Origin of the sequence: Luethyella okanaganae (assembly GCF_042660285.1) — a bacterium.
Lineage (GTDB): Bacteria > Actinomycetota > Actinomycetes > Actinomycetales > Microbacteriaceae > Luethyella > Luethyella okanaganae.
This window is the reverse complement of record NZ_JBHSTP010000001.1, coordinates 213,532-237,714: the sequence shown is the minus strand read 5'-3', so window position 1 is coordinate 237,714 and position 24,183 is coordinate 213,532. Positions and strand designations below refer to the sequence as shown.

At 67.7% G+C, this 24,183-nt stretch carries 22 protein-coding genes; 14 read left to right on the top strand and 8 right to left on the bottom strand.

Going from position 1 to position 24,183, the window contains the following annotated elements:
* Window positions 1–42: 42 nt before the first annotated feature.
* Window positions 43–636: a TetR/AcrR family transcriptional regulator gene (locus tag ACFQB0_RS01100; protein WP_386726486.1), complete on the top strand. Its 594-nt coding sequence runs from the start codon at window positions 43–45 to the stop codon at window positions 634–636.
* A gap of 298 nt (window positions 637–934) precedes the next feature.
* On the opposite strand, the gene ACFQB0_RS01095 is transcribed toward ACFQB0_RS01100, so the two are convergent.
* Window positions 935–1,939: a methyltransferase gene (locus ACFQB0_RS01095; RefSeq protein ID WP_386726483.1), complete on the bottom strand. Its 1,005-nt coding sequence runs from the start codon at window positions 1,937–1,939 to the stop codon at window positions 935–937.
* 287 nt (window positions 1,940–2,226) lie between these two features.
* On the opposite strand from ACFQB0_RS01095, the gene ACFQB0_RS01090 reads away from it, so the two are divergent.
* On the top strand, window positions 2,227–2,898 hold the full coding sequence (locus tag ACFQB0_RS01090) for an alpha/beta fold hydrolase (protein WP_386726481.1): 672 nt from the start codon (window positions 2,227–2,229) through the stop codon (window positions 2,896–2,898).
* Between the two features lie 96 nt (window positions 2,899–2,994).
* On the opposite strand, the gene ACFQB0_RS01085 is transcribed toward ACFQB0_RS01090, so the two are convergent.
* Window positions 2,995–3,960, bottom strand: a complete 966-nt coding sequence (locus tag ACFQB0_RS01085) for an aldo/keto reductase (RefSeq protein ID WP_386726478.1) — start codon at window positions 3,958–3,960, stop codon at window positions 2,995–2,997.
* Between the two features lie 111 nt (window positions 3,961–4,071).
* Here ACFQB0_RS01085 and ACFQB0_RS01080 point away from each other — a divergent pair, with 111 nt between their 5' ends.
* Window positions 4,072–4,812 (top strand): SDR family NAD(P)-dependent oxidoreductase, encoded by a 741-nt coding sequence (locus ACFQB0_RS01080; protein WP_386726475.1) that lies wholly within the window; start codon window positions 4,072–4,074, stop codon window positions 4,810–4,812.
* Between the two features lie 79 nt (window positions 4,813–4,891).
* Here the strand turns inward: ACFQB0_RS01080 and ACFQB0_RS01075 are convergent, their stop codons facing one another.
* Window positions 4,892–6,307, bottom strand: coding sequence for an amidohydrolase (locus ACFQB0_RS01075; RefSeq protein ID WP_386726472.1), 1,416 nt, complete (start codon window positions 6,305–6,307; stop codon window positions 4,892–4,894).
* Window positions 6,308–6,409: 102 nt separating this feature from the next.
* Between ACFQB0_RS01075 and ACFQB0_RS01070 the strand changes: the two genes are divergently transcribed.
* The 4 genes from ACFQB0_RS01070 to ACFQB0_RS01055 all read left to right on the top strand — a co-directional run bounded on the left by ACFQB0_RS01070 (window position 6,410) and on the right by ACFQB0_RS01055 (window position 10,699).
* Window positions 6,410–7,519 (top strand): zinc-binding dehydrogenase, encoded by a 1,110-nt coding sequence (locus ACFQB0_RS01070; RefSeq protein ID WP_386726469.1) that lies wholly within the window; start codon window positions 6,410–6,412, stop codon window positions 7,517–7,519.
* Window positions 7,520–7,593: 74 nt separating this feature from the next.
* Window positions 7,594–8,562, top strand: a complete 969-nt coding sequence (locus tag ACFQB0_RS01065) for an aldo/keto reductase (protein WP_386726467.1) — start codon at window positions 7,594–7,596, stop codon at window positions 8,560–8,562.
* Window positions 8,563–8,636: 74 nt separating this feature from the next.
* Window positions 8,637–9,626, top strand: a complete 990-nt coding sequence (locus ACFQB0_RS01060) for an alpha/beta hydrolase (protein ID WP_386726464.1) — start codon at window positions 8,637–8,639, stop codon at window positions 9,624–9,626.
* Window positions 9,627–9,727: 101 nt separating this feature from the next.
* Window positions 9,728–10,699 carry an alpha/beta hydrolase gene (locus ACFQB0_RS01055; protein ID WP_386726461.1) on the top strand — a complete coding sequence of 324 codons (972 nt, stop codon included), beginning with the start codon at window positions 9,728–9,730 and terminating at the stop codon, window positions 10,697–10,699.
* A gap of 255 nt (window positions 10,700–10,954) precedes the next feature.
* On the opposite strand, the gene ACFQB0_RS01050 is transcribed toward ACFQB0_RS01055, so the two are convergent.
* Window positions 10,955–12,490, bottom strand: a complete 1,536-nt coding sequence (locus ACFQB0_RS01050; RefSeq protein ID WP_386726458.1) for a GMC family oxidoreductase — start codon at window positions 12,488–12,490, stop codon at window positions 10,955–10,957.
* A 227-nt stretch (window positions 12,491–12,717) separates the two neighbouring features.
* On the opposite strand from ACFQB0_RS01050, the gene ACFQB0_RS01045 reads away from it, so the two are divergent.
* Complete coding sequence (locus ACFQB0_RS01045) at window positions 12,718–14,163, top strand: aldehyde dehydrogenase family protein (protein ID WP_386726455.1); 1,446 nt, start codon at window positions 12,718–12,720, stop codon at window positions 14,161–14,163.
* On the opposite strand, the gene ACFQB0_RS01040 is transcribed toward ACFQB0_RS01045, so the two are convergent.
* The gene (locus ACFQB0_RS01040) at window positions 14,160–14,303 is read right to left on the bottom strand and encodes a hypothetical protein (RefSeq protein ID WP_386726452.1); all 144 of its coding nucleotides are present in this window, start codon (window positions 14,301–14,303) and stop codon (window positions 14,160–14,162) included. The two genes, ACFQB0_RS01045 and ACFQB0_RS01040, sit on opposite strands and share 4 nt — an antisense overlap.
* A 95-nt stretch (window positions 14,304–14,398) precedes the next feature.
* On the opposite strand from ACFQB0_RS01040, the gene hpaH reads away from it, so the two are divergent.
* The 6 genes from hpaH (at window position 14,399) to hpaD (ending at window position 21,160) form a co-directional block, all read left to right on the top strand.
* Window positions 14,399–15,184: a 2-oxo-hept-4-ene-1,7-dioate hydratase gene (hpaH, locus tag ACFQB0_RS01035; protein ID WP_386729579.1), complete on the top strand. Its 786-nt coding sequence runs from the start codon at window positions 14,399–14,401 to the stop codon at window positions 15,182–15,184.
* Window positions 15,169–16,014, top strand: coding sequence for an HpcH/HpaI aldolase family protein (locus ACFQB0_RS01030; protein WP_386726449.1), 846 nt, complete (start codon window positions 15,169–15,171; stop codon window positions 16,012–16,014). Before hpaH ends, ACFQB0_RS01030 begins: the two co-directional genes overlap by 16 nt.
* Window positions 16,015–16,337: 323 nt before the next feature.
* Entirely contained in the window at window positions 16,338–17,813 is a 1,476-nt protein-coding gene (locus ACFQB0_RS01025; protein WP_386726447.1) for a fumarylacetoacetate hydrolase family protein, read from the top strand.
* The gene (locus ACFQB0_RS01020) at window positions 17,810–18,490 is read left to right on the top strand and encodes a GntR family transcriptional regulator (RefSeq protein WP_386726445.1); all 681 of its coding nucleotides are present in this window, start codon (window positions 17,810–17,812) and stop codon (window positions 18,488–18,490) included. The genes ACFQB0_RS01025 and ACFQB0_RS01020 overlap by 4 nt, the downstream gene beginning before the upstream one ends.
* A 38-nt stretch (window positions 18,491–18,528) precedes the next feature.
* Entirely contained in the window at window positions 18,529–20,022 is a 1,494-nt protein-coding gene (gene hpaE, locus ACFQB0_RS01015; protein WP_386726442.1) for a 5-carboxymethyl-2-hydroxymuconate semialdehyde dehydrogenase, read from the top strand.
* A gap of 58 nt (window positions 20,023–20,080) precedes the next feature.
* Entirely contained in the window at window positions 20,081–21,160 is a 1,080-nt protein-coding gene (gene hpaD, locus ACFQB0_RS01010) for a 3,4-dihydroxyphenylacetate 2,3-dioxygenase (RefSeq protein WP_386726439.1), read from the top strand.
* 109 nt (window positions 21,161–21,269) lie between these two features.
* On the opposite strand, the gene ACFQB0_RS01005 is transcribed toward hpaD, so the two are convergent.
* The 3 genes from ACFQB0_RS01005 to ACFQB0_RS00995 are packed head-to-tail and all read right to left on the bottom strand — an operon-like array spanning window position 21,270 to window position 24,147.
* Entirely contained in the window at window positions 21,270–22,019 is a 750-nt protein-coding gene (locus ACFQB0_RS01005) for an alpha/beta fold hydrolase (RefSeq protein ID WP_386726437.1), read from the bottom strand.
* A 2-nt stretch (window positions 22,020–22,021) separates the two neighbouring features.
* Window positions 22,022–22,618, bottom strand: coding sequence for an isochorismatase family protein (locus tag ACFQB0_RS01000; RefSeq protein ID WP_386726434.1), 597 nt, complete (start codon window positions 22,616–22,618; stop codon window positions 22,022–22,024).
* A gap of 44 nt (window positions 22,619–22,662) precedes the next feature.
* A complete protein-coding gene (locus ACFQB0_RS00995) occupies window positions 22,663–24,147 on the bottom strand; it encodes a D-alanyl-D-alanine carboxypeptidase/D-alanyl-D-alanine-endopeptidase (protein ID WP_386726431.1) in 1,485 nt (494 codons plus the stop codon).
* Between the last annotated feature and the right edge of the window lie 36 nt (window positions 24,148–24,183).

Genomic DNA, 24,183 nt, shown 5'->3' with positions numbered 1-24,183 from the left:
AGGCGTGCGTTCCGGAGCCACGTCTGACTGAAGGGGACACGCATGCCGAAGGTGATCGACCACGACGAGCGCCGTCGCGACATCATCGAGGTGACCAGGGGGCTGATCATCAAGGGCGGCATCGAAGCGGCCACGATGCGCGAGATCGCGAGCGAGGCAGGCTTCGCCAACGGTGCCCTCAAGCACTATTTTCCAGGCAAGGACGAGATCATCCAGGGTACGTACGAGACCTCTCTCTCCCTGATGACGAGCAAGATCACGACCGAGGTCGACGACAAGCGCGGTCTCGAGGGGCTGCGCGCCTTCTGCTGGGCGGCGCAACCGCTCGACGAGGAGAGCATCACGGCGGCCCGAGTGCTGCTCTCGTTCTGGGAACGCGCCGTCTCGAACGAGGCGCTGCTCGAGGTCTATACGAGTCACCTCGAGACCTGGCGTTCAGAGCTCGCCCGGTTCATCCGCGAGGGACGCGAGGATGGCGACATCGTGACGACGACCCCCGACGACCAGCTCGTCGACGAGATCGTGATGCTCAATGTTGGCGGAAACCTGATGAGCTTGATCGCACCGCGGCTCAGCACCATTGATCTGCAGAAGCGGCACCTCCAGAGCTTCTTCGAACGGCTCACACGACCGTAGCGCGGCTCGACCGCCACGCTTGGCGTGATTTCCTGGGGAACTTCGCGTTCAGACGTCGGGTGCGCCTTCCGCGCATTCCTTGCTTGAATCTTCTCCATTTCAGGCTCCGCTCCTCGGATTCTCGAATACGCGGACCCTCACATGTTCGAAGACCGGTCGACATCGAGATCGCGCTGACGAATGACCCGCGTCGGTCTGGTGCCGACGAACGAAACGGCCGGCCAAGGCGCCGGGCCGGTCACAGTGGAAGCCCATCGACATTTCGTCGACGGGTCTCCCCGCGCCGGCCGGAGCGCGTCTAGACGGCCTCGGCGATGAGGATGCGTGGGCTGCCCGGCAGGGCGACCTTGTCGACGGGCTTCCAGCCTGTGCCCGCGAGCCACTCCCGCACCGTCGACTCGGGATACACGACCGTGCCGTCGATGACGAGATATTCGCCCGCGTGCAGGGCATCGATCGATCGCTGCCGAGCATCGTCGTCGAGGAAGAAGTCGAGCAGCACGAGGCGGGCACCCGTGCGGGCCGCGGCGCGCGCGTTCGCGAGGATGACGCGGTTCTGAGCATCGTCGAAGCGGTGGATCACGTGGTTGACGAGCACGAGGTCGTGCTCACCGCCGGGGGCCGCCGTCTCGGTCTCGGCGCCCTCGACGATGGCGCGGTCCCCTAGCCCGGCCTGCGCCACAGCCTCCTCGACGGAGGCCGTGAAGTCGGGCGCGAAGACGAAGCGAGTGCTCAACTCGGGGTTGGCCTTCATCCCTTCGATGGCGAACGCCGGGCTCAGGCCTCCGAGGTCGAGCGCGTCGCGGTAGGGCGAGAAGTCGAAATGGCGGGCGAGCATCGACGCGTGCAGTTCGTTGTAGGTCATGACGCCGGCCATGAACGTCGCCCAGCGTCCCTCGTCCATGCCGAGCTCGCCCGGCTCGGTGGTGTCGACGGTCGCATCGAACTGCAGCCAATGCCCATAGCTGACCTCGTTGAGGAAGGCGAGGAACGGGCCGAGGTCGAGTTCGGCGTTCGCGCCGCTGAGGTAGGCCGCGGCATCCGCTGTCAGCTCATAGCGCCCATCCCGACGGTTCAGCAGCCCCAGCGAGGCCATCGCATCGGAGAGGATCCTGGCCATGCGCGGAGTGACCGATGTCGCGGCGGCGATCTCGTCGACCGTGCGGGCCCCATCAGCGATGGCGGCGAAAAGCCCGATCCGGCTCGCGGCGAAGAGCTGCTTGGCGCCCATGTAGCCGATGGCGATGTCGACGATGCGCTCGGGGGTGGTGATCGCGGCGGTGGTCGGCGTCGTGGCCGTCATGGTGTTCTCCTCGTGGTGACGGCCCCTGCATCCTCGCACGGCACCGTATCGATGATCGGTGGACGAAACTCTACAATCGTTGACAAAAAACGCCAGGGTGTCCCGTTGGCATTTCCCCCGAAGGCGAGTGTCGTCGTTTTATTTTCTACTAGCATAGACTATCCGGCGGGCCGATCGGCTCCCCGGAGCCCATTCATCGTCGAAGAGAGACCAGCGCCATGACTCCCCCTCCCGCACCCCTCTCGACACGGATCCTCAGAGCTGCGTCGAACGACTCCAGACCACCCGTGCTCCTGCTGCACGGCTTCGTGTCGAGCGGTGCCGAGGACTGGATCGACACAGGCTGGGCCACTGCACTCACGGGCACCGGGCGAACCGCGATCGTGCCCGACCTCCCCGGTCATGGCGAAAGCCAAGCCGTCACGAGCACCGCGGATGCCGCGACGCACCGGATCCTCGCTGCGATCGACGCCGTCATCGACGCCAGCGGAGCCGAGCAGGTCGACGTGATCGGCTATTCGCTCGGGGCTCGTCTCGCCTGGGATCTCCCCGCCGCGTCATCCGGCCGCGTGCGCCGCCTCGTGCTGGGTGGGCTCAGCCCTTTCGAGCCCTTCCTCGGCGTCGATCTGCCGGAACTCGAACGGGTGATAGCCGGCGATGCGGAACCTGGCCCGTCGCTCACCGGCTTCATGGCACAGATGATCTCGGCGCCCGGTCGCGACACCGCGTCGCTCGCGCATTGCATCGCCGGCCTCGCGAGCGAGCCCTTTCGACCGACGGAATCGGCGCCGGTCGTTCCGGCGCTGTTCGTGGCCGGTCGAGACGACCAGCTGACCGACGGAGTCGAGGACCTCGTCGCGCTGATCGACGACGCCGAGTTCGCAAGCGTCCCCGGCGATCATCGCGGCGCGCTCGACAGTGCCGAATTCCGCGCCCTCGCCCTTGCCTTCCTCGACTAGCGGCTCGCGAGTTCGAGGCCGAGCGTGCCCTTTTCCGACGAGTGTGCCCGCTCTACCGGCAACACTCGTCGGAAAGGGACGCTCTCGGCAATGACATCACGTGCCGTCGGCGTTGACCGCGCGGTCGAGCCAGAACTCCGCCGTGGCCGCACGCACCGCTCCGGCGCCGACCCGGTCGAGCAGGTCGATGGCACCGAGATTGTCTTCGAGCTGGGCGCGGCTGGAGACGCCGAACAACACATTCGCCGTAGCCGGATTGGCCAGGCAGAACGCGATGCCGAGTTGCGTTGGGGTCGCATCGAAGCCCTCGGCGATGCGCCGCACCTCGGGATAGGCCGCGACGATGCGCTCACGGATTGCACCGACATCCGCACCGATCTTGCGCACCGGCGCGAGCTTGCCCGCGAGGATGCCGCCCTCGAACACGTCGGACGCCTGCAGCGCGATCCGACCAGAGGCGAACAACTCGCCGTAGTGCTCGCCCTCGGCCATAGAGCGGCGCACGAGCCCGTACTTCAGCTGAGCGAAACTCGGAGCCGTGAGCCCCTCCGCCTCGGCGAACTCGAGGGCCACGCGCAGATCGGCGATGGCCCAGTTGTTGACGCCCCAGGTGTCGAAGCGTCCGGCGGCGATCTGGGCGGCGACGTCGATCACGATCGCTCTCGCGTCGATCGGGCTCATGTAGTCGCCGACGACGACCATGTCGGCTTTCTCGATGCCGATGCGGTCGAGCGAGGTGACGAGCTGCTGTTCGAAGCCCGTTGCCGGATACTCCCAGAGCCACAGCTTGCCGCACAGCAGGTAGTCCTCGCGCGCGAGCCCGGCGGCCCGCACCGCCTCGCCGAAGATGAGGTCAGTGCGGGCGTTCTCGGCGTGCGGCCCCATGTCGTAGTGGGCGACGTCGAAGAACGCCGCGCCGAGCTCGACGGCACGCCGGATGAGCGCGACGGAGTCGTCGAACCCCATCCGATCCCAGGTGTTCCACGAGCCGAGTGCGAACACGGGCACCTCGGGGCCGTCAGGCCCGAGACGTCGAGTGGGGACGGATCCTGCGGTGCTCATGGCTGCCCTCCTGTAAACGACATCGCTTTATTTTCTACGATCGTATAACATACCGCCATCCCCTTCCCACCACACCGATGTGGCGCAGGCATCAGACAGGAGTCCCGCACCGTGACCGACTCACGCACCGTTCTCATCACAGGAGGCGCAGGCGGCATCGGCCGCGGAATCGCCGAGGCCTTCATCGCGAACGGCGACCGGGTTATCATCGTCGACGTCGACGCCGCAGCCCTCGCCGTGACGGCGCGGGAGATCGGCGCGACCGCCATCGCCGTCGACATCGCCGATTCCACGGCCGTTCAGAACGTGATCGACACCGTGACCGCCCAGGCCGGGCCGGTCGACGTGCTCGTCAACAACGCCGGGATACTCTCGGTGCACGGACGCCTCACCGAGCTCTCCGTCACAGACTACGAGGGGATCCTGCGGGTCAATGTGCTGGGAACCTTCCTCGTCACCCAGGCTGTGGCCAGGCACATGATCGAAGCCGGCACCGCCGGCGCGATCGTCAATGTCTCGTCGATCGGGGCACGTCAGCCCACCCCGGGGATGGGCGGCTACGAGTCGAGCAAAGCCGCCGTGGATTCGCTCACCCGCTGGGCAGCGATCGAGCTCGCCGAGAACGGCATCAGGGTGAACGCGGTCGCCCCCGGGCCCGTGCTCACGCCGATGCTGCGGCTCGGGATGCCGGAAGGGTCGCCCGCGCGCACCGCCTGGGAGTCCCGCATCCCACTGGGCCGGCTGGCCGAGATCGGCGACATCGCGCCGGCCGTGGTGTTCCTCGCCGGTCCGGGTGCCGCTCACATCACCGGCACGAGCCTGCAGATCGACGGCGGCCAGCTACTGGCCTGATTCGGGGCCTGCGATAGGCGACCACCGAGCCGGCAGTCGTCGCCGCTCCGACCCTCCCATAAGGGCGACGACTGCCGGCTCACGACGAATGGGCGCGCTCGAACACGACCTCTCCGTCGACGACCGTCATATCGATCGGCACGGAGGGAAGCTCGGCGGGTGCAACCGTTATCGGATCCGTCGCGAGCACGCAGAGGTCGGCGACCCTGCCATCGTCGAGTGTTCCCTTCCAGCCGTCGGCGCCATCCTGGCGCGCGGGAGCGACCGTGTAGGCGCGCAGCAGAGCCAGCATGCGCGCCACCTGTTCGCCACCCTTCGCCGGTCCCATCCAGGCGTCGGCCGCGGCGATCCCTTCGCGCCAGTCCGGCGAGAGCACAGGGGCGTCCGAGCTGAGGCACACGTTGACCCCGGATGCGAGGGCGTCGGCGATGGGCCAGGCCGAGCCGGCCGCATCCTCGCCGAGCACCCCGGCCACCCAACCGCTCGTCTTGACCGCGATGCCGGGCTGCACGTTGAGCCCCATGCCGTTCTCCGCCATGGAACCGAGAACCTCCGCGGTCACGAGGTCGCCGTGGATCACATAGTGACGCAGGTCCACGCGGTGCTCGCGCATGGCTTCGGCCACGGCGTCCACGGCGACGGCGATGCTGCGATCCCCGGTGGCATGCACGCCCACCTGGTAGCCGGCGCGATGTGCGACCCTGATCATGCTGCGTAGATTCGCTTCACGCTCGGCGTCGTCGAGTCCGCTCACCATGAGCCTCCCTGATGTGCCGTCAGGATAGCGCCCGTGCGTCCAGGCGGTATGCATCGGCGGGATCCCGTCGGCGAAGATCTTGACACCGGCGATGCGCAGCCATGCCGGCCGCGCGGTCTCGCGCGACGCGCCGCGCATTCCGTCGACGTAGTCGTGCAGATGGCTCGGCCCATCGAGCTCCCCGAACAGCAGGAGCACATTGACACGAGCCAGGAGCAGGCGCTCCGCTTCGAGCGCGACGTACTCCTCGAAGACGGCCTGTCCGAAGCATCCGGTCGGTCCGTCGTCCTCGCCGGGGCCGAGACCCGGTTCCGTATAGCTCGTAATGCCCAACGTTGCCGCGAGCCGACCGGCGGCCAGGATGGCGGCACGGCGCTCCCCCCTCGTGCCGAGCCGCGGCCCGGTGGCGTGCCCGGCCTCGCCCTCGGGATCGACGGGCGCGAGGGCTCCCGCGGTGTCGAAGATCGTGCGTGGCCACATCGCCCCGAGCCAGGTGGCATGCATGTGCGAGTCGTTGATTCCGGGGATGACGGCCCGCCCGGAGAGCTCGACCACGCGGGTCTTGCGCCCGATCTGCTGAACGACCTCCTCGTCACGCCCGACCCGGGTCACTCGCCCGTGCCTGACGGCAAGAGCGGTGGCAGCAGCACGTTCTCCCGTGCCCAGGGTGTGCACCGTTCCGCCTAAGAACACCAGCTCCGCCGGCCCGTCGGCACTCTCACGTTCCACATGCTGCACGTCTCCTCCTCGAGAGGTTCGCAATTTTGGTCAACATATGTAGAATATCCGAAGATGACGGCGCCCCGACAATGTCGCGATCGACGTCGGAAGGAGCATTCGATGACGATCCCCACCTCCACCCGTGCAGCGGTGCTGACCGCGCACGGAGAGGCACTTGCCATGCGCGACGTGCCGCTGCCGGCAGCGATCGAACCCGGGGCGGCACTCGTCCGGATCGCCTGCACCACCCTGTGCGGCACCGACATCGAGATCTGGTCGGGGAAGATGAGCTTTCCCGGCATGCTGCCGATGATCCTCGGCCACGAGATGGTCGGCGAGGTTGTCGCTGTCGGCGGCGATACGACGGATGCGCTGGGCCGCAGCATCGCGGTCGGCGATCGCATCGGCTGGTCGGAGTCGACGTGCGGAGAGTGCTTCGCCTGCACGGTGTTGCGCGAGCCGGTGGCCTGCTCGCGCCGCGGCTACGGCTTCCTGCAGCGCTCCGACGTGCCGCCCTACGCCACCGCGGGGCTCGTCGAGTACTGCTACGTCACGCCCGGCGCGGCCAAGCTGCTGCTGCCAACGGAGGTGAAGGACACGTGGGCCGCGATGGCCGGTTGCGCGGCCAAGACCGTATTGCGTGCGTTCGGCCGCGCCGGCCCGGTGCGACCCGGCTCCCGCGTCGTCGTGCAGGGCTCCGGAGCCCTCGGCATCTTCGCGACGGCGGTCGCCCGCATCTCGGGCGCCGGCACCGTGATCTCGGTCGGCGCACCGGCCGACCGCCTGACTATGGCACAACGCTTCGGCGCCGACGCAGCCATCGACATCGCGGGCGGCTCCGAGGCGACGATCGCCCGCGTTCTCGAGCTCACCGACGGGCAGGGCGCCGATCTCGTGCTCGACTTCGCCGGTGCGCCGAGCGTCGGCCCGGAGGCGGTCGCCATGACGGCCCAGCGAGGGACGATCGTCATCGTCGGCAGCACAGGGCCTGTCGGCGACCCCATCGCGCTCGGCACTGTCATGGGCAAGGAGCTCACGATCGTCGGCTCGCTCAACGGCGACATCTCCGACTACTACCGCGCCATCGAGTTCTTCCGCGCCTTCCCCGAACGGATGCCGTGGGACGACCTCTTCAGCGAAGCAGTCGGGCTCTCCAGCGCCTCAGAGAAGGTCGCCGCCATGAGCCGCCTGCACGAGATCAAGGCGGTCATCGATCCGCGTCTGCCCTGAACCGACAGCACCATGCCGACAGCACGACCCATGCCGACAGCACGACCCAGCACCGACAAACGAGGAGATCGACAATGTCAGCACCCGTGAGCGTACCGAAGCGCCCCATCGGCGTGACCGGAATCGAGGCGTCCGTGCTCTCGCTCGGCTCCTGGCATACTTACGACCGCATGGACTTCGGCGAAGCGGTCGAGATGCTGCACCACGCCGTCGACAGCGGCATCAACCTCTTCGATGTCGGCGTCTACGGATTCCGCGACGCTCAGCCGCCCGTGTTCACCGATGTGCTGTTCTCGGCAATCGTCCGCGCCGCCGGGATCGCCCGCGAGGACTATCTGCTCTCGTCGAAGCTCTGGCTCGAGGGCTACGACGACGACGGATTCCGCCCACAACTCGAACGCTCCCTGTTCCGGGTCGGCTGCGAGCACGCCGACCTCGTCGTGCTCGGCGATCTGCGGCGCGACGACGTCGAGCTGCGCGATCTCGTGCTCGATCTCGCCCGGCTCGCCGAGGACGGTCTCATCCGCACCTGGGGCGTCAACAACTGGTCGGCCGGCAACATCCAGTCGCTCATCGACATCGCGGCGACCGAGGGCGTGCCCGGACCGCAGATCGCCCAACTCAAGTACAGCGTCTCGCGACGCTCGATCCCCGACGGAGGACCCTTCGCTCGACTCTTCGCACAGGGCCTCACCATGCAGGCATCCGACGTGCTCGAGGGCGGCATCCTCGCCGGAAACCTCGCCCCAGGCCGCGAGGTCGGGCGCGACCCCGGCGGCATCCGGGAACGCATCATCGCGTCGACCGCGGGCATCGCCTCGGTCGCCGACCGGTTCGGCGCGAGCCCAGCCCAGCTCTGCGTCGCCTTCACACTGACCCATCCCGCCAATACGAGCACCCTCTTCGGCGCGAGCCGCGTCGAGCAACTTCGGCAGAACCTTGCGGCTGTCGAGCTCGTGGACCGGATCGGCGCGGCAGAGCTGCGCGAGCTCGTGACACCCTTCTGGGCGGACGAGGGCGTCGTCGACCCGGAAGGCCCCTGAACGATGCAGCCAGACAGCCGACCGTCGCTGCGCACACCTCCCGCCTCACCCGCATCCCCCACCGAAAGCACACCATGACCATCGCCAGCGTCCCCTTCGATCCGGAACTCGAACTCGTCTTCACCGCGATGACAGTCAGCGAGGAAACCCCGTTCACCACTGAGAATCTACCGGCCTTGCGGGCCGCCATGACGCGGTCGGTTCCGTCCGTCGCCACGGTGATCGGAGACCGCGCGGTCGAGTTCGAGGAGCGGATCGTTCCCGGCCCCGCCGGCGCGCCGGACCTCGAGGTGACCGTGTTCTCGCCGAGCGGGCACGCAGCACGAACCGCCGCGGGCCGTGCGGCCGTGCCCGGCCTGCTCAACATCCACGGCGGCGGCATGATGCTCGGAAACCGCTTCATGGACACCGACAGACTCGTCGGCCTCGTGCTCGAGCTCGGCGTCATCGCTGCCAACGTCGAATACCGTCTCGCGCCGGAGCATCCGCACCCTGCGCCCGTCGAGGACTGCTACGCGGGCCTGTCGTGGATGGCGAAGAACGCCGCATCGCTCGGTGTGGATCCCGCCAGGATCGTCGTGATGGGAGGCAGCGCTGGCGGAGGCCTGAGCGCGGGAGTCGCGCTGCTCGCCCGCGACCGTGGCGGTCCGAGCATCGCCGGTCAACTGCTGCTCTGTCCGATGATCGACGATACGAACACCACCATCGCAAGCCACCAGTACGACGGGGTCGGCACGTGGACCAGGAAGGCCAACCTGTTCGGCTGGGAGGCACTGCTCGGCGAGGCCGCCGGCACCCCGGATGCCTCACCCTACGCCGCCCCCGCACGGGCGAGCGACCTCTCGGGACTGCCGCCCGCGTTCATCGAGGCCGGCAGCGCCGAGCTGTTCCGCGACGAGAACGTCGACTACGCGAGCCGGATCTGGGCGGTCGGCGGTCAGGCCGAGCTGCACATCTGGTCCGGCGGCTTCCACGGTTTCGACATCTATGCCCCCGATGCGGAGATCACCCGCGCCGCACTCGCCGCGCGCATCTCCTGGCTCCGCCGCCTCCTCAGCCCCTGACCCGGCCCGCGACGCCGAGGTGCCCACCTCCGTGGGTTCAGGCGCCGACACACCCCATACCCGGGAAGCCTGCCAAACACGGAGCACGAAAGGAAGCAGCGATGACACACACACCCGTTCCCTACGACCCGGAGCTCGAGGAGGGTCTCGCAGCCTTCGTCGAGCTCGTCGAGGGAATCCCGCTCCGGGCCGACACCATCCAGGTCAATCGCGCTCATTTCGCGACGATCGTCCCGCCGATCGAGCAGATCGTCGCCGGTCGTCCGGTCGAGGTCGAACACCGCACGGTGCCCGGCCCGGTCGGTTCGCCGGACGTCGCCGTCACGATCCTGCGACCGGCGTCCGGGGCGACGGATGCCGTCGGCTTCTACGGCATCCACGGCGGCGGCATGGTACTCGGCAACCGCCTGTTCGGCATCGACGAACTCATCGACCACGTGCTGCGCTTCGACGCCGTCGCCGTCTCCGTCGAGTATCGACTCGCACCGGAGAACCCCGCACCGGCTGGGGTGGAGGACTGCTACGCCGGGCTGCTGTGGATGGCGCAGCATACGGCGGAGCTCGGGATCGATCCGGAGCGCATCATCGTGACGGGCGCAAGCGCCGGCGCCGGGCTGAGCGCCGGCGTGGCACTCCTCGCCCGAGATCGGAGCGGTCCGACGATCGCCGGCCAACTCCTCAACTCGCCCATGATCGACGACCGCAACGAGACCGTGTCGAGCCGGCAGTACGACGGCATCGGCGCGTGGGACCGCAACAACAACGACACCGGCTGGAATGCCCTCCTCGGTGCCTCCCGCCGCACCGACGCCGTCTCCCCCTACGTGGCTCCGGCGCGGGCAACCGATCTCTCGGGCCTCCCGCCCGCATACATCGAGGTCGGCGCGGCCGAGGTCTTCCGCGACGAGGCGATCGACTATGCCACACGCATCTGGGCGACGGGCGGGCAGGCCGAGCTGCACGTCTGGTCGGGCGCGTACCACGGCTTCTCGGGCTTCTCGCCGAATGCGCTCGTCTCCCAGACGGCGAATGCCACACGATTGTCGTGGATCCGTCGCATCCTCGCACGGTGAGGGTCGGGCCGGAGATGTAACCGCAGCGTTCCGGGGGTGCGAGCGCATCCCATGCCGGTTCGTGCCGTTGCTCCTCCGCCGCGAGCCTGGCGATGGTTCCCCGTCTCCGGCTCGACCACGAAGACGAGCTCAGCGACAGACTGCTCCACTCCGGGTCGTCGGGGTGTGACGACGAAAACCCGCCTCGAGCCTGGCCCGTTCGACGCCCGACTCGTCGTCGGCGTCGATCAGCGCACCGCCAGGGCCGACCATCGCTTACTCGCCTGCGAGCAGGAAGCGCGCGGCCTGTTCGCCGATCAGCACGGCCGGCGCATTCGTGTTGCCGGTCGTGATCCTGGGCATGATCGAGGCATCCGCGACGCGCAGCCCCGTCAGGCCGTGGACGCGCAGCCGGGCGTCCACGACAGCCGAATCATCCGCCCCCATCTTGCACGTGCCGACCTGGTGGTGATAGGTGATCGCGGTGCGACGCACATAGTCGACGAGCGCCTCGTCGCCGACCTCGTCACCCGGATAGAGCTCTACCGCGCCCCACCCCTCGGCGAGCGCCGGAGCGCGACCGATCTCCCGGCATTGCCGCACGGACGCAGCGAGCGCACGCACGTCATCCTCGTGCGCCAGGGCCGCCAGATCGATGAGCAGCGGGTCGTGCGGGTGCGGGCCAGAGAGCCGGATGCTCCCGCGGCTCTTCGGAGTGACGATCCCGGCCATGAGCGAGAACCCGTCGGCCGGCCCCCGCATCCCGTCCTGGTACATCGGCACGCTGAAGTGGATCGGCTGCGTGTCCGGCACCTCGAGCTCCGGCCGACTCCTCCAGAACAGGTGAGATTGGGTGATCGACACACCGGCGCGAGGCGCTCCGACCTCCCGCTCGGTTCCGAAGATCACCGGCGAGAGCAGATGATCGTGCAGGTTCCTGCCGACTCCGGGCAGGTCCAGTGCGACGGGGAGTCCGAGCGCCGACAGCTCGTCGGCCGGCCCGACCCCGGACTGCAGCAGGATGCGCGGCGAGTCGATCGCACCCGCGGCGAGCACGACCTCGTCGGCGAAGGCCTGATGCAGCCGGCCGTCCTGCTCGTACTCGACGCCGATCGCCTGTGCGCCCTCGAACAGCAGCCGGTGCACCCAGCATCCTGTCTCGACCGTGAGTAGCCCCGAGTCGCGAACCGGTGCCAGATACGCCATGTAGGTGTTCAACCGAGCGCCGGACCTGATGGTCACCTGCTGTTGCGAGACTCCGTCGAGATGATCGGAATTGTAGTCGGGGTTGTGCTCCAGTCCGATCTCAAGGGCCGCATCGACGATGGAGCGTTGGATCGGCTCGAGCGGATAGTCGTCGATCACGTCGAGGAGGCCGTCACCGCCACGGACGTCGGAAGCCCCACCGGAGTAGTTCTCGATCTGCTTGTAGATCGGCAAGACGTCTTCCCACGCCCAGCCGTCGTTGCCGAGCGCGGCCCAGTGGTCGAAGTCCGAGGGAGCGCAGCGCACCCAGATCATGGCATTGAGCGCGTGCGAACCGCCCAACACCCTGCCGCGCGGAAGGTGGAGTCGCCGGCCGGCCGCATGCTCCTGCGGCACGGTGTGATAGTCCCAGTCGTCCGGACTGTGCCACAGCTCGCCCATGCGGCTGGGATCGTGGATCGCCGGGTTCGTGTCCTCTCCACCGGCTTCGAGCAGACGCACCGTCTTGGCTGCGTCGACGAGCCGCCTGGCGACGACAGAACCGGCCGATCCGGCTCCGACGACGATGACGCTCTCCGGCGCATTCCTGTGCTGATTGCCGATCACGTGCCCGTTTCCTCTCCGCCGAGTCTGTTCCGAGTCCGCCGAGTCTGTTCCGAGGTTCCCATGCCGCGCCGCCTGTGGGAACTGTTGCACGCTTTCGCTTCGCTCATCGTCAACCCTCATGCTTGAACAGACAAGACACGGCGTGAACCGCGCGCCGATACTGGTTCGCGTGGGACACGGAACGACCGCCGCAGCCGCCCGGCTTCCAGCCGAAAAAGGAGCAGAACATGGCTAAGCGTCTGTACATCGACGGCGAGTGGGTCGAGGCATCGGGGGGCGCCATCCCCAGCTACGACCCGGCGACAGAGGAGGTGATCGACGAGGTCGGCACGGCGTCGCAGACGGATGTCGACGCTGCGGTCGCTGCGGCACGTGCAGCGCTCGGCACGGCGGAATGGGCCGGCCTGCTCCCGGTGCAGCGCGCCGCGCTGCTGTTCAAGCTCGCCGACCTCATCGACGCCAACCGCGAGGAGCTCGCCACGCTCGAGACCCGCGACCAGGGCCAGCCGATCGGCGTCTCACGCGCGGTGAGCGTGACCGGCGCGGCGGAGCACTTCCGTTACTACGCCGGCTGGGTCACCAAGATCCAGGGCACCACGAACCCGGTCTCCTTCCCCGACACGCTGCACTACACGCGACGCGAGCCCGTCGGCGTGAACGCGCTCGTGACGCCGTGGAACTTCCCACTGATGATCCTCGCCTGGAAACTCGGCCCCGCACTGGCCGCCGGCAATACGGTCGTCATCAAACCGAGCGAGGTGACCCCGCTCACGAGCATCCGCCTCGTCGAATTGTGCGCCGAAGCCGGAATCCCCGCCGGTGTCGTCAACCTCGTCACGGGAGACGGCGCGACTGGCGCACTGCTCAGTTCGCATATGGACGTCGATCATCTCTCCTACACCGGGTCGACGGCTGTGGGCAGGATCATCACGCGGGCGAGCGCCGACTCCAACCTGAAGCGGCTCACCCTCGAACTCGGCGGCAAGGCTCCCTCGATCATCGCGGCCGACGCAAACATCGACGCGGCGGTCGCCGGCAACATCATGGGCAGTGTGCTCAACAGCGGACAGGTCTGCGCTGCATACACCCGGTTCTACGTCGACAAGAAGCGCGAACAGGAGTTCGTCGACAAGCTGGCCGGTGGGGTGTCGGGGATGACCATCGGCAACGGTCTCGAGGAGTCGACGCAGTTGGGTCCGCTCGTGTCGGCCAAGCACCTCGATCATGTGGAGAGACTCGTCCGGACCGGAACTGAGCAGGGGGCCGAGCTGGTCACGGGAGGCGCCCGCATCGACCGCGACGGCTACTTCTTCGCACCGACGGTCTTCGCCGGGGTCGACGACGAGATGACGATCATGCGCGACGAGATCTTCGGCCCCGTGCTCGCCGTCACCGCTTACGAGGACGCCGACGAACTGGATGCCCTGATCGCCCGCGCCAACGACACGGAATACGGTCTGGCCGCAACAATCTGGACCAGGGACATCGCCACCAGCCAGCGGCTCGCCAACGGGATCAAGGCTGGCGCGGTATTCGTGAACATGCCGTCCATCCCCGATATGACCGCGCCATGGGGCGGCTACAAGGCGAGCGGCTGGGGTCGCGAGATGGGTCCGTGGGCGATCGACGCGTATACCGAGACCAAGTCGGTCTGGCTGCACTACGGCGACTAGTCTGTCAGGTCCACCAGGTCCACCAGGTCCACCAGGTCCACCAGGTCCACCAGGTCCACCAGATCCACCAGATCCACCAGATCCACCAGATCCACCAGATCCACCAGATCCACCAGATCCACCAGATCCACCAGATCCACACGGCAAGGCGGCGTGCTCTGGATGTCGCGGGTCAGCTCGCCGCATCATCGTATACGATCGGTGGGTAGTCATCGACAAGGAAGTGGTGCAGAACGTGATCGAGACCTCCCGCATCAGTGAGATCGCCGATGAGCTCTTCGAGGCGGATCGATCCAGAACCACGGTTCCCCTGCTGACGAAGCGCAACCCCGACATGACCGTCGAGGATGCCTATGCCGTGCAGAGCCTGTGGAGGCAACGCGGTCTCGATGCCGGGCGTCGCCTCGTCGGCCGCAAGATCGGCCTCACCTCTAAGGTCATGCAGGTCGCGACCGGCATCACCGAGCCCGACTACGGCGTCATCTTCGACGACATGGTGTTCGAGAACGGCTCGAGCATCCCCTTCGACTCGTTCTCCAATGTGCGCATCGAGGTCGAGCTGGCCTTCGTGCTCGGCAAAACGCTCGCCGGTCCCGGCTGCACGATCTTCGACGTGCTTGATGCCACGGACTACGTCGTGCCTGCGCTGGAGATCCTGAGCTCGCGCATCGAGATGGCCGGGCGCACGATCATCGACACGATCTCCGACAACGCGGCGATGGGCGGGATGGTCTTGGGCGGCACACCGGTGAAGATCGGCGATGTCGACCTGCGCTGGGTCTCGGCCCTGCTCTACCGCAACCAGACGATCGAGGAGTCTGGCGTCGCCGCAGCCGTGCTCAACCATCCGGCAGCCGGCGTCTACTGGCTCGCGAACAAGCTCGCTCAGCACGGCACACGCCTCGATGCCGGAGAGATCATCCTCGCCGGATCGTTCACACGCCCGATGTGGGTCGAGAAGGGCGATACCGTGCACGCGGACTACGGACAGCTGGGAGCCATCACGTGTCGATTCGAGTAGGCGGTCTCAAGCCGACGTTCCGCGATGCCCTCCGCGCCGCGGAGCGTCCACTGATCGGCATCTGGGTGAGCTCCGGCAGTCCGCTCATGGCCGAGATCTGCGCGGGGAGCGGTCTCGACTGGGTTCTGATCGACGCCGAACACGGGCCGAACGGGCTCGAGTCGATCCTCGCGCAGCTGCAGGCGGTCCACGGCTATCCGGTGACCCCTGTCGTTCGCGTGCCTTTCGGCGAGCCCGTGATCATCAAGCAGGTGCTCGACCTCGGAGCGCAGAATCTCCTGGTCCCCATGGTCGACACCGCGGACCAGGCGCGCGCCGTGGTCGCCGCGGTGCGCTATCCGCCACGAGGGGTTCGCGGCGTCGGAGCGTCACTCGCCCGCGCGTCGCGCTGGAACCGGGTCGACGACTATCTCGCCGTCGCGGACGACACGGTCTCATTGACGGTGCAGATCGAGACGGCGACGGCCGTGGAGAACGTGCGCGAGATCGCCTCCGTCGACGGCGTCGACGCGCTCTTCGTCGGACCGGCCGATCTCGCGGCGTCGATGGGGCTCCTCGGCCAGCAGGAACACCCGGAGGTCGTCGCCGCGGTGGAACACTGCGTACGCGTCGCCGCTGAGCTTGGCCGGCCGCTCGGCGTCAACGCCTTCGCCCCGGCGACCGCCGAGCGCTATCTCGCTGCCGGGTCGCCGTTCGTCGCCGTCGGGGCGGACGTCGCGCTCGTCGCCCGAGCATCCGAGAAGCTCGCCGAGGCATTCATCGGCGAGCGACAGGATGACCCGGGCGGCAAAGCTCGCACGGCACCTCCCGCCGAGCGCCCCAGCTACTGATCCTCCCCCGCCACCCTGCCCCCGCACCTGAGTGTTCCCGTTTCCGACGAGTGTGACCGGCGTACGGGGCGCACTCGTCGGAAACGGGAACACTCGCATCACGAGGGTGGGAGGGGGTGGGAGAGGGTGGGAGAGGGTGGGAGAGGGTGGGAGAGGGTGGGACAGGGTGGGACAGGGCGGGACAGGGTGGGACAGGGCGGGACAGGGTGGGACAGGGCGGGAGAGGGTGGGAAGGGAGGGGAGGCGCGGCGGGGGCTCTTACGTTTGCATCCATCGCAAGATCGTATATGATTTCAGATAAACCTATCTCGACGAGGACGTCCATGAGCATCGAGGCCATCAGGCAGCCCGGCAAGATCATCGCCGTGCACCTCAACTACCGTTCCCGTGCCGAACAACGCGGGCGCATTCCCACGCAGCCGTCCTACTTCTTCAAGCCGAGCTCTTCGGTGGCCACGAGCGGCGACATCCTCGAACGCCCCGCCGGCAGCGAGTTGCTCGCCTACGAGGGCGAGATCGCCCTCGTCATCGGCGAACGCAGCCGACGCGTCTCGCCAGAGCAGGGCTGGGCCGCCGTCTACGGAGTCACGGCATCCAACGACTTCGGCATCTACGATCTGCGCGCGGCCGACAAGGGATCGAACGTCCGGTCGAAAGGCGGCGACGGCTTCACGCCGATCGGCCCGGCCGTCATTCCCGCTGCGGACATCGACCCTAAGGCGCTTCGAGTGCGCACCTGGGTCAACGGCGAACTCGTGCAGAGCGACACGAGCGACACCCTGCTCTTCCCTTTCGGACAGCTCATCGCCGATCTCTCCCAGCTCATGACTCTCGAGCCAGGCGACGTCATCCTCACCGGAACGCCGGCAGGCTCGTCTGTGGCCCGGCCCGGCGACGTCGTCGAGGTCGAGGTCGACGCGCCGAGCGCACCCGGCGCCCCCACCACGGGACGCCTCATCACCAGGATCGTCGAGGGCACCGTCCCCTTCGGCGACTTCGGAACCGCGCCGAGCGTCGACGACCGCCAACGGGCGGAGGCGTGGGGCAGCCCGCAGGCCGCCGGCCTCGGCGTCGGCGTCGAGCAGGCATTCGAGCGGGCATTCGAGCTCACCGACGAGCTGCGCGAGAAGATCCTCGGCGTCGGAGTGGCAACCCTCAGTGTGCAGTTGCGCAAACGCGGCTACAACGACGTCTCGATCGACGGCGTGCACAGCAATACGCCCGGTGCGAAGATCGTCGGCCGCGCCCGCACCCTCCGCTTCGTCCCTTTCCGCCCCGACCTCTTCGCCTCGCATGGCGGAGGGTTCAACGCACAGAAACGCGCATTCGATACCGTCGGCCCTGGCGAGATCATCGTCATCGAGGCACGTGGCGAGCGCGGAACCGGCACCGTCGGCGACGTCCTCGCCCTCCGTGCCCAGGTGCGAGGAGCAGCGGGCATCGTGACCGATGGGGGCATCCGCGACTATGACGTCGTCGCAGGCCTCGACATCGTCAGCTACTCACAGGGCGCCCACCCCTCCGTTCTCGGACGGCGGCACGTTCCGTGGGAGACGGACGTCACGATCGCCTGTGGCGGCGCGGCCGTGCAACCGGGCGACGTGATCGTCGGCGACGGGGACGGGGTCGTCGTGATCCCGCCCGCGCTCGTCGAGGAGGTCGTCGACGCCGCCGTAGAGCAGGAGGCGGAGGAGGTCTGGGTCGCCGAGCAGGTCGCGTCCGGCGAGGCCGTCGACGGGCTCTTCCCCATGAACGCCGCTTGGAGGGCGCGCTATCGGGAGTGGGCGGAAGGCCGATGAGCTCGCTCAGCAAGGCGCAGCAGGCCCACCTGTGGATTCGCGAGCGTATCAGCGACGGACGCTATGTTCCCGGCTTCCGCCTCGTGCTCGGTCAGATCGCCGGAGAACTCGACATGAGCGTCGTGCCCGTGCGCGAGGCCATCCGTCTGCTCGAGGCCGAGGGGCTCGTCACCTTCGAACGCAATGTGGGCGCCCAGGTGGCCCTGATCGAAGAGGCAGAGTACGTGTACACCATGCAGACACTCAGCATCGTCGAAGGTGCCGCCACCGCGCTCTCCGCCGCGCACATCTCAGCCGAGCACCTGCGCCGCGCCCGCGCCATCAACAAGCGGATGGTCGACTGTCTGGATGACTTCGATCCGCATCGTTTCACGGAGCTCAACCTCGAGTTCCACTCCGTCCTGTTCGAGGAATGCCCCAACCCGCACCTCCTCGACCTCGTGCACCGCGGTTGGAACCGCATGAAGGTGCTACGTGATTCCACCTTCAGCTTCGTTCCCGGGCGCGCCCGCGCCTCCGTCGACGAACACGAGAAGTTGCTGCGACTCATCGAGCGGCACGCTCCGGCCCTTGAGATCGAACTCGCCGCCCGCGCCCACCGCACCGCGACGCTCGATGCCATGCTCGACTACCAAGCCGAGCACCGGCATCCCAGCGACGGCGCCATCGCCGTCTGACCCACAACGACCGTCCTATCAGCCACGGAGGAACCCCTATGGGTCACTACATTCCCGACGAACTACCGACGCACATCCAGCACTTCATCGGCGGTCGCTTCGTCGACAGCGTCTCCGGCAAGACCTTCGACGTTCTCGACCCCGTGTCGAATGAGAACTACGCGACGGCGGCGGCCGGTCAGCAGGAGGACGTCGATCTCGCCGTCACCGCAGCCAAGGAGGCATTCGACAGCGGGCTGTGGCCGCGCATGAAGCCGCGTGACCGTGCCCGCATCCTGAATCGCATCGCCGATGCCGTCGAGGCGCAGGACGCGCGGCTCGCCGAACTCGAGACCTTCGACACCGGCCTGCCGATCACCCAGGCACTCGGGCAGGCGCAGCGCGCGGCCGAGAACTTCCGCTTCTTCGCCGATCTCATCGTCGCCCAAGCCGACGACACCTACAAGGTGCCTGGAGCGCAGATGAACTACGTCAACCGGAAACCGGTCGGCGTCGCCGGTCTGATCACCCCGTGGAACACCCCGTTCATGCTCGAGAGCTGGAAACTCGCCCCGGCGCTCGCCTCCGGATGCACCGTCGTGCTCAAGCCGGCAGAGTTCACACCGCTCTCGGCGAGCTTGTGGGCGGGGATCTTCCGCGAGGCCGGGCTACCAGACGGCGTGTTCAACCTCGTTAACGGCATCGGCGAGGAAGCCGGCGACGCGCTCGTGAAGCATCCTGACGTTCCCCTCATCTCCTTCACCGGCGAGACCACGACCGGCCAGACCATCTACCGCAACTGCGCGGCCAACCTCAAGGGCATGTCCATGGAGCTCGGCGGCAAGTCGCCCGCCGTGGTGTTCGCCGACGCAGACCTCGACGCCGCGATCGACTCCACGCTATTCGGCGTGTTCTCGCTGAACGGAGAACGCTGCACCGCAGGAAGTCGCATCCTGGTGGAGCGCTCGATCTACGACGACTTCTGCTCCCGATACGCCACGCGGGCCCAGCGCATCGTCGTCGGCGACCCGCACGACCCGAAGACCGAGGTCGGAGCGCTCGTGCACCCCGAGCACTACGCCAAGGTCATGAGCTATGTCGAACTCGGCAAGAGCGAGGGCAGGCTCCTCGCCGGCGGCGGTCGTCCGGAGGGTCTGCCCGACGGCAACTACGTTGCTCCGACGGTGTTCGCGGATGTCGCACCCGGTGCCCGCATCTTCCAGGAGGAGATCTTCGGCCCGGTCGTCGCCATCACCCCCTTCGACACCGACGAAGAGGCGCTCAGCCTCGCCAACGGCGTGAAGTACGGCCTCGCCGCCTACCTCTGGACCAACGACCTCCACCGCGCCCACACCTTCGCGCAGTCGGTCGACGCCGGCATGGTGTGGCTCAACTCGCACAACGTCCGGGATCTACGCACTCCGTTCGGAGGGGTGAAGGCCTCCGGACTCGGCCACGAGGGCGGCTACCGTTCGATCGACTTCTACACCGACCAGCAGGCCGTGCACATCACCCTCGGCCACGTGCACACGGCCCGCTTCGGCGCCAACTAACGGCAACCCGGCCTGGTTTGCATCCTGAACCGCACTTGAATCTCATCGAGGAGACACCATGAGCACCACCACCCCCATCCCTACCCCATCGATCGCTCCGCCCGACATCCTGCGCTGCGCCTCTATGGAGCTCGTCGTCACCGACCTCGCCGCCTCACGCGAGTTCTATGTCGACATCCTCGGACTCGTCGTCACCGAGGAGGACGAGAACGCGATCTACCTGCGAGCGTTCGAGGAGTTCATCCACCACAACCTCGTGCTGCGCAAGGGTCCCGTCGCCGCCGTCGCCGCATTCTCCTACCGGGTGCGCACGCCGGAGGACGTCGATGTGGCCGAGGCCTACTACCGAGAGCTCGGCTGTCGTGTCGAGCGTCGCTCAGAGGGCTTTGCGAAAGGCGTCGGAGACTCCGTGCGCGTCGAGGATCCGCTGGGCTTCCCCTACGAGTTCTTCTACGCCGTCGAGCACGTCGAGCGCCTGGCCTGGCGTTACGACCTCTACGGCGCAGGCGCCCTCGTGCGCCTGGACCACTTCAACCAGGTCACGCCCGACGTCCCGCGGGGTCGCAGCTACCTGGAGGATCTGGGCTTCCGCGTGACCGAGGACATCCAGGACGATCAAGGCGTCACCTATGCCGCGTGGATGCGCCGAAAGTCTACCGTGCACGATACGGCACTCACCGGCGGCAACGGCCCGCGGATGCATCACGTCGCGTTCTCGACACATGAGAAGCACAACATCATCCACATCTGCGACAAGCTCGGCGCCCTGCGCAAATCGGACACCATCGAGCGCGGCCCCGGTCGTCACGGCGTCTCGAACGCGTTCTATCTGTACTTGCGCGACCCCGACGGCCACCGTGTCGAGATCTACACGCAGGACTACTACACCGGGGACCCCGACAACCCCGTCGTCACCTGGGACGTGCACGACAACCAGCGCCGCGACTGGTGGGGCAACCCGGTCGTGCCGAGCTGGTACACCGAGGCCTCGTTCGTGCTCGACCTCGACGGCAACCCGCAGAAGGTCGTCGAGCGCGACGACCCGAGCGAGATGGCGGTGACGATCGGTGCCGACGGCTTCTCCTACACCCGCAAGGGCGACAGCGATCACGGCTTCAAGCTCGGCAACACCCTCTAGCGCTCTCGGCCGCCCACGAGCCGCTTGCGCGCACGACTGCTACCGGCACGCCGACAGCGGTCGCGCACCGGTAGCGGATATCGCGACATGGCGGCGAGCGCGAGACGTGTCAGCCGAGAAAGCCGACAACGGCGTCTTTGAACGCACGCGCCGTGAGTGTGTTGATGTGGTCGCGGCCGGGGATCGACACGTAGTCGACGCCCCAATCGAGCGCAAGTCCCTGGGTCCCCCGCGTCACCGGGTCCTCCTCACCCGCGACGAAGAGAACAGGGATCCCGGCCGGCATGATCAATGGCGCACCGGACACGCCCTCGACGCAGGCCAGCATCGACTCGCGATCGGCGCCTGCGGCAAGCGCCGCACCGAGAACGGCCTGCACGAGCGGGTTCATCGGCGGCTCGTCGCTCAGCAACAGGCCGCGCACCTCGGCGAGGTCCCATGTCGCGAACAGCTCGACAGGCCCGGCTCCGCCGAGCACGACCCTGCGCACCCGATCCTGGGCGAGTTCTACGAAGGCCGATGCCACCCGGCACCCCATCGAGTAGGCGACGACGTCGACGACGTCGGCTCCAGCGGAATCGAGCACGGCACGCACATCTGCGCCGAGGAGCGTCGGAGCGAACTCGTCGGCCCGGTGCGGCTTGTCGCTACGACCATGACCCCTGAGATCGAGCGTGACGACGACGCGGCCGGCATCCGTCAGCGCCCTCACCCAACCGGTACTCTCCCATGTGACGGCGGCCGTCGATGCGAAACCGTGGATGAGGACGATGGGCGGATGCTCCCCGACCGCCGTTGCCCCGCCGTGGACGTCGTAGGCGATGAGCACGCCGTCGGCGCTCTCGGCGTAAAGGGGCATCTTCAGGCACCCTGCCCCGCATCGGAGCGGACGATCTCGGCCCCGGCGTGGCCGAGTTCCGCGAGGGCTGCGTCAGAGGACTCCACGGCGACCCCGGCTATGAGGTCGCTCAGCACGCGAACGCGCTGGCCGTGCTCCAGCGCGTCCAGCGCACTCGCCCGCACGCAATAGTCCGTCGCGATGCCGGCGACGTCGATCTCGGTCACGCCGTGCTCCGTGAGCAACTCCTGAACGGTTCTGCCGTCCTCGGTCACGCCTTCGAAGATCGAGTAGGCGGGCTTGCCCTGCCCCTTGCGAACGTGGAAGGTAACGCCGGACGTTTCGAACGCCGGGTGGTACTCGGCACCTGGGGTGCCTGCGATGCAATGCGCCGGCCAGGTGTCGACGAAGTCGGGGGCGATATCCGTGGCGAAGTGACCGCCGTTGTCGTTGTCGCCGTCATGCCAGTCGCGCGAGGCGAACACGTAGTCATAGGCGCCAGGATGCCGTGCCAGCAGTTCGCTGACGCCGGCGGCGACGGCCGCCCCGCCGTCGACCCCGAGAGCACCCCCCTCGGTGAAATCGTTCTGTACGTCGATGATGAACAGCGCCCTGGTCACGATTGCCTCCTTGCGGCCTCACCTCAATTACTTGCGGCCTCACCTCAATTATTGGAGAGATTGTCCCCACAACGGTAGAACCCAGCAGTGATGGCGTCGATCGCGGTCTTCGCATCGTCGCTCACATCGCCGAGCGCGTACACGGCGAAGGTGAGCACGGTGCCGTCCTGCGCATGCACGATCCCGGCCAGGGTATAGCCGGTGTCGATCCATCCGGTCTTGGCGAAGACCGATCCATCTGCCACCGAGCTGTCACCCGTGAACCGGTCGCTGTACGACAGCGATCCGGTCTCGCCGGCGATCGGGAGCCCGTCGAAGATGATGCCGAGGTCGCCTTCGCGCGCATTGACCTTGATGAAGAACCTGGTGAGATACGACGGCGGCACCGCGTTGTCGTCGCTCAGGCCGGAGCCGTCGGCGACGACGATTCCCGAGGTGTCGATACCGTAGGGCTGCAGGCCTCCGATGATCGCCGTCTGCAATGCGTCGAAGGAGTTGCCCGTTCCCAACTTCACCGCGACGAGCCGGGCGAGCATCTCGGCGATCGCGTTGTCTGAGACGATGAGCGACTGCTGGATGAGAGTGGAGACCGGCTGAGAGGAGACCGCGCCGAGTTGGGCGGCACCGGCCGGCGCCGTTCCCCGCTGGACCGACACGCCTCCGCCGAGCGCCTCGGCGAAGGCGCCGCCGGCGCGACCGATCGGGTCGTCGCTGCGTGCCGATGTGTTCTTATAGGGATTGTCGCGATCGCCGTCGGTCTGCAGCGCAGTGATCGGCGGCATGTAGCCGTCGCTCAGTTCCTTGCGGTTCCAGCTCGGCTGCCATTCATCGCCGCCGAAGAGCGACGCGTCCAGGATGAGGGCGGTCAACGGCGGGTTCGACGGGTCGGCGTTCCAGGCGGCTCGTACCTGGCCGGCGAGGTCGTCGAGGTGCGCGGCGCCCGCATAGACGGATTCATCGCCACTCGGCGTGCGCGACAGCGTGATATCGCCGCCGCCGACCAGAACGACGGATCCGGGTTCGACGCCCTTCACGACCGTCGTCGTAGCGCGATAGCCCGGCCCGAGCACGCTCAGAGCCGCCGCCGAGGTGAGCACCTTGAGGACGCTCGCCGCGCGCGACGGAATCGCTCCGCCCCGGTCGAAGAGCACCTCGCCGGATGCCGCACTGACGACCTGAGCCTGAAAGCTGGCGAGCCGCGAGTCGGCGGCGAGTTCGGCGACGGAGCAGCTGCGCAGTTTGCTCGCCGCGGGAATCGCGGAGGGAGCGGGACGATGTGCTACCGGGGCGGCGGCACTCGGAGTCGACACGGCGACGGGTGCCGGGCCGGGCGATCCGGCGGCGCTTCCGGCGAAAAGGGCCCCGGTGCCGAGAAGGGCGAACACGAGCGCACCGGCCGCGATCGACCAGGCTGTCGGATGCCTGCGGACGAGCCCCGCAACGCCGCCGGCCCTGGGTTCCGGGTTCGACACGGCGCCGCCTGCGGGTTCGATTCCCGCGGGTGCCGCCGCTTCATCCTGTTCGTGCACCCCCGATATTTTACGCGACACCGCCTGAACGCGCCG